This is a genomic window from Streptomyces tanashiensis (genome assembly GCF_014648895.1).
GTDB classification, from domain to species: Bacteria; Actinomycetota; Actinomycetes; order Streptomycetales; family Streptomycetaceae; genus Streptomyces; species Streptomyces tanashiensis.
This window is the reverse complement of the sequence record NZ_BMRZ01000003.1, coordinates 255,832-270,223: the sequence shown is the minus strand read 5'-3', so window position 1 is coordinate 270,223 and position 14,392 is coordinate 255,832. Positions and strand designations below refer to the sequence as shown.

Below are 14,392 nucleotides of genomic sequence, written 5' to 3'. Positions count from 1 at the left end.
TACGACCCCGACCGCGGCCGAGCGAGGGCGACGGAAGCGCCCGACTACGGGGGCAAAGTACGCCCCCACGCACAGCCCGGGCGGGCGGGAGGCTGCCGCCGCGCTGCGGGGGCATATTGCGACCCCCACCCACAGCCCGCCCGGGTGGACCGACGCGGAGCTGCCGCCATGCTGCGGGGTGCCGACCCCGGCGCGAAGCTGCCGGACCGCCGCAGGGGCGCGGAAGCGCCCGCCTCTGCCAGGGAACGGCCCGCCCCGAACCACCGGCACGAAGTCGCCGGGTCGCTGTGGAGGCTCGGGGGTGCTGACCTCCGTCAGGAAACGGCCCACCCCGAACGACCGGCACGAAACGGCCGGGCCGCTGCAGGGGCCCGGGGGTGCCGGCCTCCGCCAGGAAACGGCCCGGTACGAAGCCGCCGGGTCGCTGTGGGGGTCCGGGGGTGGAGCCCGCCCCCGGGGAGGAGCACGCCTCAGCCCCCACCAGCCCCCGGCAGGGTTTCGGGAAGGGGTGGGGTGGGGGATCCACCGCTCGAACCACCAGCCACGACCCACCCGCGCCGCACGGCAACCCGCACGGCCCTCCGACCAGGCCCTCCGGCCAGGCCCACGCCCGACCGGCCCCGCCGACTACGCCCGCCGCATCCTCGCCGCCCGCGCCACCGCGACCACCGCCTTCTCCAGGGCGTACTCCGGGTCGTCGCCCCCGCCCTTCACCCCCGCGTCCGCCTCGGCGATCGCCCGCAGGGCCAGGGACACCCCGTCCGGGGTCCAGCCCCGCATCTGCTGGCGCACGCGGTCGATCTTCCAGGGCGGCATGCCCAGCTCCCGCGCGAGGTCGGCCGGCCGGCCGCCCCGAGCCGAGGACAGCTTGCCGATCGCCCGTACGCCCTGGGCCAGCGCGCTGGTGATGAGCACGGGCGCGACCCCGGTCGAGAGCGACCAGCGCAGGGCCTCCAGGGCCTCGGCGGCCCGCCCCTCGACGGCGCGGTCGGCGACGTTGAAGGATGAGGCCTCGGCGCGGCCCGTGTAGTACCGCCCGACGACGGCCTCGTCGATCGTCCCGTCCACGTCGGACGTGAGCTGGGAGACCGCGGACGCGAGCTCCCGCAGATCGCTGCCGATGGAGTCCACGAGCGCCTGGCAGGCCTCGGGCGTGGCCGACCGCCCCAGCGTCCGGAACTCCTGCCGCACGAACGTCAGCCGCTCCGCCGGCTTCGTCGTCTTCGGGCAGGCGACCTCCCGGGCCCCCGCCTTGCGCGCCGCGTCGAGCAGCCCCTTGCCCTTGGCGCCGCCGGCGTGGAGCAGGACGAGCGAGATGTCCTCGATCGGGTCGTCGAGGTACGCCTTGACGTCCTTGATCGTGTCGGCGGAGAGGTCCTGCGCGTTCCGCACGACCAGCACCTTGCGCTCGGCGAAGAGCGAGGGGCTGGTGAGCTCCGCCAGCGCCCCGGGCTGGAGCTGGTCGGGGGTCAGGTCGCGTACGTCCGTGTCGGCGTCGGCGGCCCGGGCGGCCGCCACCACCTCCTGGACGGCTCGGTCGAGGAGCAGGTCCTCCTGCCCCACGGCGAGCGTCACGGGACCGAGGAGGTCGTCGGGGGAAGTCTTTCTGGTGGCCATCGCGATCCAGCATCCCACGGGCCACTGACACCGACGCCCGGGCAGGGGACGAGAATGGCGGGGTGAGCGAACGACACGTACTGGTACTCCCCGACCGCGACGCCGCCGAGGAGGTCGCCGGAGAGCTCCCCGACCGTTTCGGCCTGGCCGAGGAACCGCAGCTGGTGCGGGATGCCCTGGCGGGCGAGGACGACGCCGAGGACGCGCAGTGGCTGGTGGTCGTCGAGGACCCCGACGCCCGCCTCGACCCGAAGGAACTGGACGCGCTGGCCGCCGAGTACGAAGGCTGGCTGGAAGCCCCCTAGGCCTCAGGATGCGGCTGGGAACCAGCCGAGGACGGAAGGTCCTCGGGAACCGGCCTCAGGACCGCCCGCCCGCTTTGGGAACGATCTGGATGTCGAGATCGATGCTGATGCTGGACCCCACAGCCGCGATCCCCCGCGCGAGCAGCGTCTGCCAGGTGAGGGTGAAGTCCTCCCGGTGCAGCTCGGTGGTGGCCCGGCAGGCGCCCCGGGTCTCGCCCTCCAGGCCGTTCCCGAGGCCCAGGTACTGGGTGTCGAGGGTCACGGTGCGGCTCACCCCGTGGAGGGTGAGCGCCCCGGTGACGGCCCAGCGGCTGCCGCCGCGGTGGACGAAGCGCTCGCTGAAGAACTCCAGCGTCGGGTAGGCGCCGACATCGAGGAAGTCGCCGGAGCGCAGATGGTCGTCGCGCATCTGCACCCCGGTGTCGATGGAGGCCGCGTCGATGACGACGTGCATCGCGGAGTGCTCCATGCGCTCGGCGATCCGCACCGCGCCCGCGAAGCTGTTGAACCGCCCGTGGATCCGGGCGAGGCCGATGTGGCGCGCCGTGAAGCCGATCTGCGAGTGCAGGGGGTCGATCTCCCAGTCGCCGGGCTCCGGGAGCTCGGGCTGGGGCGCGACCTGCAGCAGGACGTCTCCGAGGCCCCGGTGCTCGCCCTCGGCGACGACGGCGCTGCCGTGGTACGGCGTGTAGCCCTCGGAGGTGACGGCGACCCGGTACTCCCCCGCCGGCACGGTCGCGAGGACCGTGCCGTACGGATCGGTCTCGCCTCCCAGGACCTTGCGGCCCACCGCGTCGCTGACGACGAACTCGGCCTGCCGGACGGGTTCGTGCACGGGGTCGAGCACCCGGCAACTGAGCACGCCCGCCGAGGACGGGACGGCGAGCCCGGCGAGCGGACCGCCGCGCCCGGCTCCCGGCGCTCGCTTCCCGAAGAGACGATCGAACATTCTTCACGCACCCCCGTGCGACTCGTTCATTGTGCAACGAAGTCGCATTCGATCACCGTTGGGGCGTTCGAGGCAAACGGGGCGAGTCGCGGCAAGTGTTACCGAGGGTCCGAATTGGGGTTTCCGCTTCGCACGACCGGCAGCACGTCGAGCTCGATGCCGAACAGCTCCCGGTACGCGTCCCTCACCTCGTCCTCACCGTCGAGAATCCGCTCCTCGCGCTCCCCGCCGACGCGCGTGATCAGCTTCGGGGCACTGAGCGTGATCCGGCCCTCCTCGGTGAGCCGGGAGCAGATGAGCGACCGCGGGAAGTGCGATTCGGGCGAGGTCTGGTGGTACCAGGCACCCGCCGTGAAATCGACGAGCTCCCGAGGCCTCAGCTCCAGCCGGTACTGCGGCTTCCCGTCCCGCAGCACGTCCAGATCGCCGTCCGCGGTCTCCACGATCCGGAAGACCCCGCCCGGGTCCTGCTGGTCGTCGCGCGCCTCGAAGACCAGCGGGTGGTGACTGTGGTCGCCGAAACCTACGTCGGCCAGCCACCGCTCCCCGTCCGCCGTCTCCACGAGCAGCGCCATGTGGTCGTACGGGATGCCCGGCTTGCCGTCCGGTCCGATGACCCGCCCCTGGAGCAGCTCGACCCGGTACCCGAGCTCCCGCAGCAGCACGGCGAAGGCCGTGTTGACCTCGTAGCAGAACCCTCCCCTGCGGGCGCCGACCACCTTGTCGAGGAGCGCCTTCTCGTCCAGGACGACGGGCTCACCGAGATGGATGGAGAGGTTCTCGAAGGGCACCGTGCGCAGGTGGCGCAGATGCAGCTCGCGCAGCGCGGCGGCGTCCGCGCGCCCGGGCCTCTCCGCGCCGATGCGGCGCAGGTAGGCGTCGATGGTGGCAGGTTCGTGTGTGGTCATGGCGGCAGTCTGCCTTCCCACTGATCCACATCTCTCCCCACTTTTCTATCCGACGGGCACCGACTCCCCTTCCTTCAAGGGCAGTTCCCGCATCCTCGGCAGCGGCGAGGGCAGCAGCCAGAGCACGGCGAGGGCGGCTCCGACGGTGGCGATCCACAGCGTGGGGCGCAGCCCGATGGCGGTGCCGAGCAGACCACCGGCCAGCGCCCCGAGCGGACGGAACCCGTGGTTGAGCGTGCGGTACGCGCCCATCACCCTCGCCCGCACCGCGTCGGGTATCGCCGCCATCTGGAACGATCCCGCGGCGATGTCCACGATCATCACCCCGACGCAGGAGAGGAACTCCGCGACGAAGAGCACACCCACCAGCAGCGGCAGCGGCCCGTCGGCCAGGGGTACGAGTATCAGCGGCAGCGTGAAGCCGAGGAATCCGGCGACCAGCGAACCGCCGATCCCGATCCGCCGGACGACCGCCCCGCTCCACGCCGCCCCGAGGAGACCGCCCACGGCTCCGGCCGCCAGCACGAGACCGAGCAGGCCCGCGCCGATGCCGAGTTCGGTGGTCGCGTAGAGCACGAAGAGCGTGTGGAACATGAGGTTGAAGAACTGGACCGTCCCGGACGCGGCGAAGAGCGCGCGCATCGACCGCTCCCGGACCACCCAGCGCAGCCCCTCCGTGAAGTGCCCCTTGACCACGGGTGCCGGCGCGGGTTCCACCGGCTTGATCCGGGCCAGGTAACCGGCCGACACGAGGTAGGTGACGGCGTCCGCGACGAGCGCGAAGGGCGCGGTGAGGAACTGCACCAGCAGACCCCCGACACCGGGTCCCGCGAGCCACGCCATCGAACGGCTGCCGTTGACCAGCGCGTTCGCCTGGACGTACCGCTCGGTGGGGACCAGTGCCACGAACAGCGTGACGTTGCAGACCTCGAAGAGCACCGTGAGCGCACCGATCCCGAAGGCCACCGCGTACAGCTGGGCGAGCGTCAGCGCGTCCAGCGCGTAGGCGACGGGAAGGGTCAGCACCAGCGCCGCCCTCCCGATGTCGGCCGCGATCATGGCGCGCCTGCGGCTGGCCTGCCGGTCGGCCCAGGCACCGAGCGGCAGGTTGAGCAGGAGGGCGGGCAGGAGTTCGGCGGTCTTGAGCAGGCCCATCGCCGTGGCGTCGGCGCCGAGCACCAGAACGGCCGCGAGCGGGATCGCGATGAGCGAGATCTGGTCCCCGGCGAGAGAGATGGTCTGCCCGGTCCAGTAGCGGCGGAAGGTCCGCTCGCGCAGCAGAGCCGGTACTCGTTCCAGAAGGGCCATCCGGGTCACTCCTCTTCGCTGTCGGGGATGTCCTGGTCCAGGTAGGCGATCCGCAGGATGCTGACGGGCCGTGCGCCCTCGGGCCTGAGGGACGGGTCGGAGGCCCGCTCCTCGTAGGGGCGGAGCAGCTCGTCGATCCGCTCTCCGAGGCCGGCCAGCTCCTCGGGGGTGAGGTGGAGCAGGGAGTCGCCGAACTGCTCGGCCTCCCGCCACTCCCTCGGCAGCCGGTGCCGGTTCTCCATGGCCTTGGTGACCCGCTCGAAGTAGCGCTCGGCGACGGCGGCGCTCAGCGCGTCGGCCGCCTCGGCGATCGACGCGTCCTCGCTGTACTCCGGCCACTCCGTGTACCGGGCCGTGGCCCGCCAGGGCTTCTCCCGCCCGCGCCCGCCGGGCGCCTCCTCCACCAGGCCGTACTTGGCGAGTATCCGCAGGTGGTAGGAGCAGCTGGCCACGGACTCGCCGGTCAGCTCGGCGGCCCGGGTGGCGGTGAAGGGCCCGCTGCTCCGCAGCAGCCCCACCAGGGACATCCGCAGCGGATGGGCATAGGCCCGCAGGGCCCGCGGGTCGGTGAGTCGGATGCTGCGGGGCTGCTGATCCCCGGACTGCGGTTCGCTGATCTCCGGCATGATGAAAAGGTATCTTTAGAAAGACTCCTTTACAAGGACTTCTTTACAAGGGTTTCTTTACAAGCACCCCTGAAGCCCTCACCCCCCTCCCGGTACGGCCAGGAGCCCGCGCCCCGCCCCCACCACCGCGACGGCCCCGTCCCGATCGGTCCGCAGCACCCTCGCGCCTCCCGCCCGCAGCGTCTCCAGCGTCCGGGGCGAGGGATGCCCGTACGGGTTGTCGCGCCCCGCCGACACCAGCGCGAGCCTCGGCCGCACCACCCGCATCAGGCCCGGGTCCTGGTGCGCGGAACCGTGATGGGCGACCTTGAGCACGTCCACCGGCCCCAGATCCGTATGAACCCTCGCCAGCGCCCGCTGGGCCGGCGGCTCCAGGTCCCCGAGGAGCAGCAGGCTCAGTCCGCCGGCGGTCCGGACGAGCAACGTGACACTGGCGTCGTTGGGCCCGTCGGAGGACGCCTCGGAGACCGCAGCCTCCCCGGCACCGGACCACGGCCAGAGCACCCGCCACTCCAGTGCCCCGATCCGGCGCCGCTCACCCGGCCCCGCCCGGATCAGCGGCACCCCCGCGGCCGCCGCCGTCCGCCGCACGAACGCCGCCTGGGCGGGCGGCTCTTCGAGCCCCGTGGTCTGGATCGCCCCCACCGCCCTCCCCCGCAACACGCCGGGAAGTCCCGCCACATGATCGGCGTGGAAGTGGGTCAGCACCAGCAACGGCACGCGCCTCACCCCGAGTTCGCGCAGACAGCGGTCCACCGGTACGGGGTCGGGGCCCGCGTCCACCACGACGGCGGAGTCCCCGCCCGCCGCCAGCACCGTCGCGTCCCCCTGCCCCACCTGGCACATCGCGAACACCCAGCCCGGCGGCGGCCACCCCGTGACCCACCGGGCCAGCGGCGCCGGCCGCACCACCGCGATCAGCAGCAGCCCGGCGACGATCGCCCCGACCACTCCCCGGTACGGCAGTCTGCGCGCCCCGAGGACCACCAAGGCCGTGAGGAGCGCCAGAGCGAGACCGCCCCACCACCCGCCGGGCCAGGCCAGCTCGGCACCCGGCAGTGCGGCGCCCGTACGGGCCACCCACGCGAGCCACCCGGCCGGCCATCCCGCCACCCACGCGAGGCCCTCCGCTGCCGGCATCCAGACCGCCGCCAGGGCGAGCGTGCCGAACCCGCACACCGTCGCCGGCGCCACCGCGAGCTCGGCCAAGAGGTTCGCCGGGACGGCGACCAGACTCACCCGGGCGGCGAACACCACCACGACCGGCGCGCACACCCCCTGCGCCGCCAGGGCCGCGCCCAGCGCCTCCGCCAACCGGCCGGGCACCCGGCGCCGCCGCAGCCCCTCGCTCCACCGCGGCGCGATCGTCAGCAGCGCCCCGGTCGCCAGGACCGAGAGCAGGAAGCCGTAACTCCGCGCGAGCCAGGGGTCGTAGAGCACCAGGACGAGGACGACGGCCGCCAGCGCGGGGATCAGCGATCTCCGGCGCCCGGTCCCGATCGCGAGCAGGGCGACCAGCCCACAGGCCGCAGCCCGCAGCACGCTCGGATCGGGCCGGCAGACGATCACGAAGGCGAGCGTCAGCCCTCCCCCGGCCAGCGCCGTGACCCGCAGCGACATCCCGATCCGTGGCGCGAGCCCACCCCGCTCCACCTGGTGCGCCCGTCCGGGCCGCCCGATGAGCAGAAGCAGCACGATCGTGAGGTTGCTTCCCGACACCGCCAGCAGATGAGTGAGGTCGGTCGCCTCGAACGCGTCCCGCAGCTCGGGACCGATCCGGGAGGTGTCCCCGACGACCAGTCCCGGCAGCAGAGCCCGCGCGTCCGGATCGAGCCTCTCGGTCGCCGTCCGCAGACCGGCGCGCAGGTCCCCCGCCGTCCGTTGCAGCACGCTCGGCCGGCCGACGATCCGCGGTGGCCCGGCCCCGTCGACCTTCAGCACCGCCGCGAAGGGCTCGCCGGGCCGCAGCGGCGGCGCGAGCCGGGCACCGACCCGCAGCCGGGTGGTGGGCAGGAGCCGCAGCCACTCGGCCTTCCCCTCCCCCGCCGGAACGATCAGCAGAACCGGCGCCCGGGTCCGGTGGACCGAGCCGTCCGACCGCTCGACCCGGGTCACCTCGCCGTCCAGAACGATCGAGACCGGCGCCATCGCGTTGCCCCTGACCTTGGGCCGGGTGAGCCGTGGATCGGAGGTCACCGCCACCTCCAGCCACGCCCGCGCGTACTCCCGCGCCAGTTCGGGCACGGGCCCTCTCCGAAGGTCGGCGGCGTGCAGCCCCGCCGACGTGGCCCCGGCCGCCGCGCAGAGCAGCACCCCGGCCCAGGCGGTCGCCCGTAACCGCCGCCCGGGCGTGGCCCCCTGCACGGCGACTCCAGGGCCGTCACGCGAACCACCGCGCCGCCGGGCCGGGCCCCGCAGCAGCAGGCCCATGGCCCCCAGCAGGCAGACAGCGACACCGGCCACCGTCCACCACCCGGTGGCGCCCACGGCCCAGGCAGCCGCCGCCCAGGCCGCCGCCGCGAGGGGGACGAGCCGAAGATCGACCGGCCCCTCCCGCCACGCCGGCCCACCACCGCCGTACCCCTCGACGCTCCCCTCGGCTCGGCGCTTCCCTCGGCTCTCGTCTCGGCGCTCACCTCGCCCCTCGTCGTGCTTCACGGCCGGACCAGCGGCTCGAGATCGGCGAACCGTCGCTCACCGATGCCGTCGACCTCCCGCAGTTCCCCGACCGCCCGGAAGCCGCCGTGCTCCGTACGGTGGTCGACGATGTGCTGGGCGAGCACCGGCCCCACACCCGGGAGGCCGTCGAGCTGCTCCACCGTCGCCGTGTTGAGGCTGAGCGGCACCCCCGGTGCACCGCCCCCGGCACCACCGCCCGGGCCGGAACCGCCCGCCGGCGTCCCGGGCAGACCGACCAGGACCTGCTCGCCGTCGAAGAGGACCCGGGCCCGGTTGACCCCGGTGAGATCGGCTCCGGGCTCCGCCCCACCGGCCGCCCGGAGAGCATCCGCCACACGCGAGCCGGCCGGCAGGGTCAGCACCCCGGGCCTGCGCACCTTGCCCCCGATGTCGACGACGACCCGCGCTCCGGAAGCCCCGGCCCCCGGCGCCTTCCCTGCTCCCGACCCCGCGGCCTCCCCCGTGGCCGCTCCAGAACCGGAACTCTGCGCGGGCACGGCCGCCATGGGCGCGGCGGCGCGGACGAGTTCGGGAGCGCGCACCGACTCCGGCCGCCCGGTCCAGAAGTACGCGCCGGCGAGGCCCGCGGCCACGAGCAGGACCACCGTCAGTGCGGCCAGCGCCCTCGGCTCGAGCCCGCACCTGGCCTGCACCCACACCGGGGTCCGGTCACGGAGGACCGCGGTCAGCCGCTCCCGTACGCCCGGCGGGGAGCCGCGCTCCGGCGCCTCCGGCTCCTCCCGGACCTCCGGCGCGGCAGGTGCTCCGACGAGCGGCACCGGCGGCGTCGCCGCCGGGAACAAGGCGTCCCCCCGGCGCCGCACGGCACCCCCCGGCACGAGGGGAACCCGGCCGACCCGGGCACGCCCCCGGGCCCGCCCGGCGGGCGAGCCCCGCCCTCCGGGACGAGTGCGCCCGTCCGAGCCGCGAGCCCGTCCGGGCCCGCTCGTCGGAGCACCCGCCCGGCCCGAGGTCCTGGGGGCAGTCGATGCGATACGTGTACGAAGAGTCATGTCCGTGACGGTAGAGATCACGGGCAGCCCGTGCGGAGCTCAACCGCCTTCCGTGGACAGACGCTCCGCTGTGGAAAACGCCCTCACCCTTGTGAGGGACAGCCGAGAGAACCCCAGACCCCGGCCGAGACCCGGACCGAGGGCCGGGCCGGCCTCAGCGCGGCGAGACGACGACCGCGAGTAGACCCGGGCCCGTATGCGCGCCGATGACCGCGCCCACCTCGCTGACCTGGAGTTCTTCGATCCCCGGTACACGCTCTCGGAGCCGGTCCGCGAGCGCGGCGGCTCGCTCCGGTGCGGAGAGGTGGTGCACGGCGATGTCGACGGAGCCGGAGCCGGCCCGCTCCACGGCGATCTCCTCCAGGCGCGCGATGGCCTTGGAGGCCGTCCGCACCTTCTCCCGCAGTTCGATCCGCCCGCCGTCCAGCTCGAGGAGCGGCTTCACCGCGAGGGCTGAGCCGAGCAGTGCCTGCGCGGCCCCGATGCGCCCGCCCCTGCGCAGATAGTCCAGGGTGTCGACGTAGAAGTAGGCGGAGGTTTCCGAGGCTCGCTTCTCGGCCGCCGCGACCGCCTCGTCGAGGGAACCGCCGGCCTCCGCGACCTCCGCCGCCGCGAGGGCGCAGAAGCCCAGCGCCATGCCGACCATGCGGGTGTCCACGACCCGTACGGGCAGGGGGGCGTCCTTGGCCGCGAGCACGGCGGCGTCGTAGGTCCCGGAGACCTCGGCGGAGAGATGGAGCGAGACGACGCCTTGCGCTCCCGCCTCGGCGGCCTGGCGGTAGGCCTCGGCGAAGACCTCGGGGCTCGGCCGCGAGGTCGTGACGGAACGGCGCTTCTGCAAGGCCTCGGCAAGGGCCTTCGCCGAGATCTCGTTGCCCTCCTCAAGGGCGCGGTCGCCGATGACGACGGTCAGCGGGACCGTGGTGATCGCGTGCCGCTCCCTCGTCTGGCGTGGCAGATAGGCCGTGGAATCGGTGACGATCGCGACATGCCGGGACATGAGCGGGAGGTTACCCGCCGACGCCGGAGCGCGGCAGCCCGGCCCCCCACCGGACACCCGCCGGGGTCGCGTCCGCACCCGTCAGGACTCCACCGAACGCCGATTCCATACCCCGCCGGGGCCGCCGAAGGCCGCCTCCGTACCCCGCCGGGGCTTCGCCGACGGCCGTTCGTCAGGTGGTGGTCTCCGGGCGGGCCGACTTCTCCCAGGGGTAGGCGGTCCGCCGGGGATCGGGCGCCGTGATCGCGGGCTGCTCTCCGGCGGCTCGCGGACCGGCCTGGCCCGCGGGCCCGGCGGGCTGTCCCCATCCGTCGGCCGTCGCCGCGTCCTGCGCCCCGGCCCCCGCTCCGGTACCGGCCGCCCGTGCCGTCCCCGGCGTGGCCTCCGGTCCCGTCCAGTGGCGCAGGGCACCCGCCTCGACGTCGATCTGCTCGCTGAGCGTCGACAGGTCGTCCTCGGCGAACTTCAGTGCCCGGTCCCGGGCGGCGCGGCGCAGCGCGTCGGCCGAGCCCGTGATCCGCTCGGTCCGCGCGGCGAGGTCGGGCAGCTGGCCGGCGACCCACGCCCGGTCGGGCTCCCGCTCCAGGCGCTTCAGGTCCGCGTCCAGTTCGAGCCCGTGGGCGCTGAGCCGGTGGAACAGGTCGAGCGACTCCTTCAGCGAGGCGTCCTCGCCGACGCCCGCCTGCAGCGCCTCCTGCGTGGCGCGCATCGAGGTGCGCAGCGAGAGACGCAGCCGGGCCAGCTCGCCGGCGGCCCCGGTCTGGCCGAGGCTCTTGGCCCGCAGCGTGGTGTCCTCCACCGTGCGACGGGCCTGGTCGAGGGTGCGGTCGACCCCTCGCTTGGCTGCCTTCGCGACCTTCACGGTGACGAACACCCCGAGCGCCACGAAGGACAAGAAGAGCAGCGCCATGATCGTGATAATCGTGGCTTCCATGTGCGCCCCTCCGGCGTCCGTCGAATCCCCACGGCTGTGGTTCTTCCACGGTAAACGGAACGGGCAGGCCAGAGGTTCCATCGGAACCCCCAACCTGCCCGTAGGGGAAACCCCTATGCTCCGTCGGCCGGAGAGGCGTCTCGTCAGCCGGCGACGATGTTGACCAGCTTCGGCGCGCGCACGATCACCTTGCGGATCTGTGCGTCGCCCAGCGCCGCGACCACGTGCGGGTCGGCCAGCGCCAGCGTCTCCAGCTCCGCGTCCGTGATCGACGGGGAGACCTCCAGGCGGGCCTTGACCTTGCCCTTGATCTGCACGACGCAGGTCACGGTCTCGTCGACCACGTAGGCCGGGTCGGCGACCGGGAAGTCCTGGTGGACGACCGACGCGGTGTGGCCCAGCTTGCGCCACAGCTCCTCGGAGATGTGCGGGGCCAGCGGGGCGACCAGCAGCACCAGCTGCTCGGCGACCGACCGGGAGATCGCGCCACCGGACTTGGTCAGGTGGTTGTTCAGCTCGGTGATCTTGGCGATGGCGGTGTTGAAGCGCATCGCCGCCATGTCCTGGGAGACACCGTCGATCGCCTTGTGCAGGGCGCGCAGCGTGTCCTCGTCGGGCGCGGTGTCGACGACCGTGACCTCACCGGTCGCCTCGTCGACGATGTTGCGCCACAGCCGCTGCAGCAGCCGGTACTGGCCGACCACCGCGCGCGTGTCCCAGGGGCGGGACACGTCCAGCGGGCCCATCGCCATCTCGTACAGGCGCAGGGTGTCGGCGCCGTACTCGGAGCAGATCTCGTCCGGCGTGACGGCGTTCTTCAGGGACTTGCCCATCTTGCCCAGGACGCGGCTGACCTTCTCGCCCTGGTACCAGAAGCCGCCGTCCCGCTCCTCGACCTCGGCCGCCGGCACGGCGATGCCGCGCGCGTCCCGGTAGACGAAGGCCTGGATCATGCCCTGGTTGTACAGCTTGTGGAACGGCTCGGCCGAGGAGATGTGCCCCAGGTCGAACAGCATCTTGGACCAGAAGCGCGCGTACAGCAGGTGCAGCACGGCGTGCTCGGCGCCGCCGACGTACAGGTCGACGCCGCCGGTCGGCATGCCCTCGCGGGGGCCCATCCAGTACTGCTCGACGGCGGGGTCGACCAGCTTCTCGGAGTTGTGCGGGTCCAGGTAGCGCAGCTCGTACCAGCAGGAGCCGGCCCAGTTGGGCATGGTGTTGGTCTCGCGCCGGTAGCGGCGCGGGCCGGAGCCGTCGCCCAGGTCCAGGGTGACGTTGACCCAGTCCTCGTTGCGGGACAGCGGGGTCTCGGGCTGGGTGTCCGCGTCGTCGGGGTCGAAGGTGCGCGGCGAGTAGTCCTCGACCTCCGGCAGCTCCAGGGGCAGCATCGACTCGGGCAGCGAGTGGGCGACGCCGTCCTCGTCGTAGACGATCGGGAAGGGCTCGCCCCAGTACCGCTGGCGGCTGAACAGCCAGTCGCGCAGACGGAAGTTGACGGTGCCCTCGCCGATGCCGCGGTCGGCCAGCCAGGCGGTGATCTTCGCCTTGGCGTCGACGACGCCCAGGCCGTCCAGGGAGATCTCGTCGCCGGCCGAGTTCACCAGCTTCGCCTCGTACGAGGAGAAGGCGTCGTCCCAGGTGGACGGGTCGGTGCCGCGGTCGTCGCTGGGCTCCACGACGCAGCGCATCGGCAGCTCGAAGGCGCGCGCGAAGGCGAAGTCGCGGCTGTCGTGCGCCGGGACGGCCATGATCGCGCCGGTGCCGTAGCCCATCAGGACGTAGTCGGCGATGAAGACCGGGACCTGCTGACCGCTGACCGGGTTGGTCGCGTACGCGCCGGTGAAGACGCCGGTCTTGTCCTTGGCCTCGGCCTGGCGCTCGACGTCGGACTTGGAGGCGGCCTGCTTGCGGTAGGCGTCGACGGCCTCGGAGGGGGTGGCGTGCCCGCCGGTCCACACCTCGTGGGTGCCCTCGGGCCAGGCGGCCGGGACGATCTTCTCGACCAGGTCGTGCTCGGGCGCCAGGACCATGTAGGTGGCGCCGAACAGGGTGTCCTGGCGGGTGGTGAAGACGGTGATGGCTCCGGTGTCGCCGACCTGGAAGTCGACGCGGGCGCCCTCGGAGCGGCCGATCCAGTTCCGCTGCTGCAGCTTGATGGCCTCGGGCCAGTCCAGCGCGTCCAGGTCGTCCAGCAGGCGGTCCGCGTAGGCGGTGATCCGCATGTTCCACTGGCGCAGCTTGGCCTTGAAGACGGGGAAGTTTCCGCGCTCGGAGCGGCCGTCGGCGGTGACTTCCTCGTTGGCCAGGACGGTGCCCAGGCCGGGGCACCAGTTGACGGGCGCGTCGGAGGCGTACGCCAGGCGGTACTCGCCCAGGACGTCGGAGCGCTCGGCGGCGCTCAGCTCGCTCCACGCGCGCGTGCCGGGGACCTCACGCGTGCCGTTCTCGAACTGCTCGATCAGCTCGGCGATCGGCCGGGCCTTCTCGGCCTCGCCGTCGTACCAGGAGTTGAAGATCTGCAGGAAGATCCACTGGGTCCACTTGTAGTAGTCCGGGTCGATCGTGGCGAAGGACCGGCGCTTGTCGTGCCCCAGGCCCAGCCGGCGCAGCTGGACCTTCATGTTCTCCATGTTGGCCTCGGTGGACACGCGCGGGTGCGTGCCCGTCTGCACGGCGTACTGCTCGGCCGGCAGGCCGAAGGCGTCGAAGCCCAGGGTGTGCAGCACGTTGTGGCCGGTCATGCGCGCGTGGCGGGCGAAGACGTCCGTGGCGATGTAGCCCAGCGGGTGGCCGACGTGCAGGCCCGCACCCGAGGGGTACGGGAACATGTCCATGATGAACTTCTTGGGCAGGGCCGCGACCGCGGGATCGCCCGCCAGGTCACCGGTGGGGTTCGGCGCCTCGTAGGTTCCCTCGGCGTCCCAGAAGTCCTGCCAGCGTGCCTCGATGTCGGCGGCCATGGCTGCCGTGTAGCGATGAGGGGCCGCCGTCTCGGCGGCCGTCGTGATCTCGGTCATGGTCCTTGATGCTCCATCGATCGTCTCTGCCCACTG

Annotated in this window: 11 protein-coding genes; 1 reads left to right on the top strand and 10 read right to left on the bottom strand. The window is 73.1% G+C overall.

Going from position 1 to position 14,392, the window contains the following annotated elements:
* Positions 1-627: 627 nt before the first annotated feature.
* The gene (holA, locus tag IE237_RS11825; protein ID WP_189801863.1) at positions 628-1,617 is read right to left on the bottom strand and encodes a DNA polymerase III subunit delta; all 990 of its coding nucleotides are present in this window, start codon (positions 1,615-1,617) and stop codon (positions 628-630) included.
* 62 nt (positions 1,618-1,679) lie between these two features.
* Between holA and IE237_RS11820 the strand changes: the two genes are divergently transcribed.
* Positions 1,680-1,922 carry a hypothetical protein gene (locus IE237_RS11820; RefSeq protein ID WP_189801862.1) on the top strand — a complete coding sequence of 81 codons (243 nt, stop codon included), beginning with the start codon at positions 1,680-1,682 and terminating at the stop codon, positions 1,920-1,922.
* Positions 1,923-1,977: 55 nt separating this feature from the next.
* Here IE237_RS11820 and IE237_RS11815 read toward each other — a convergent pair whose 3' ends face one another.
* The 9 genes from IE237_RS11815 to leuS form a co-directional block, all read right to left on the bottom strand.
* On the bottom strand, positions 1,978-2,871 hold the full coding sequence (locus tag IE237_RS11815) for a YceI family protein (RefSeq protein WP_189801861.1): 894 nt from the start codon (positions 2,869-2,871) through the stop codon (positions 1,978-1,980).
* 98 nt (positions 2,872-2,969) lie between these two features.
* A complete protein-coding gene (locus IE237_RS11810; protein ID WP_189801860.1) occupies positions 2,970-3,779 on the bottom strand; it encodes an arylamine N-acetyltransferase family protein in 810 nt (269 codons plus the stop codon).
* A gap of 45 nt (positions 3,780-3,824) precedes the next feature.
* On the bottom strand, positions 3,825-5,087 hold the full coding sequence (locus IE237_RS11805) for an MFS transporter (protein WP_229842594.1): 1,263 nt from the start codon (positions 5,085-5,087) through the stop codon (positions 3,825-3,827).
* 5 nt (positions 5,088-5,092) lie between these two features.
* On the bottom strand, positions 5,093-5,713 hold the full coding sequence (locus IE237_RS11800) for a winged helix-turn-helix domain-containing protein (RefSeq protein ID WP_189801858.1): 621 nt from the start codon (positions 5,711-5,713) through the stop codon (positions 5,093-5,095).
* A gap of 78 nt (positions 5,714-5,791) precedes the next feature.
* On the bottom strand, positions 5,792-8,371 hold the full coding sequence (locus tag IE237_RS11795; RefSeq protein ID WP_189801857.1) for a ComEC/Rec2 family competence protein: 2,580 nt from the start codon (positions 8,369-8,371) through the stop codon (positions 5,792-5,794).
* Positions 8,368-9,405, bottom strand: coding sequence for a ComEA family DNA-binding protein (locus IE237_RS11790; RefSeq protein WP_189801856.1), 1,038 nt, complete (start codon positions 9,403-9,405; stop codon positions 8,368-8,370). The genes IE237_RS11795 and IE237_RS11790 overlap by 4 nt, the downstream gene beginning before the upstream one ends.
* A 154-nt stretch (positions 9,406-9,559) precedes the next feature.
* Complete coding sequence (locus IE237_RS11785; RefSeq protein ID WP_189801855.1) at positions 9,560-10,405, bottom strand: DegV family protein; 846 nt, start codon at positions 10,403-10,405, stop codon at positions 9,560-9,562.
* A gap of 172 nt (positions 10,406-10,577) precedes the next feature.
* A complete protein-coding gene (locus tag IE237_RS11780) occupies positions 10,578-11,339 on the bottom strand; it encodes a hypothetical protein (protein WP_189801854.1) in 762 nt (253 codons plus the stop codon).
* Between the two features lie 143 nt (positions 11,340-11,482).
* Positions 11,483-14,356 carry a leucine--tRNA ligase gene (gene leuS, locus IE237_RS11775; RefSeq protein ID WP_189801853.1) on the bottom strand — a complete coding sequence of 958 codons (2,874 nt, stop codon included), beginning with the start codon at positions 14,354-14,356 and terminating at the stop codon, positions 11,483-11,485.
* Positions 14,357-14,392 lie beyond the last annotated feature (36 nt).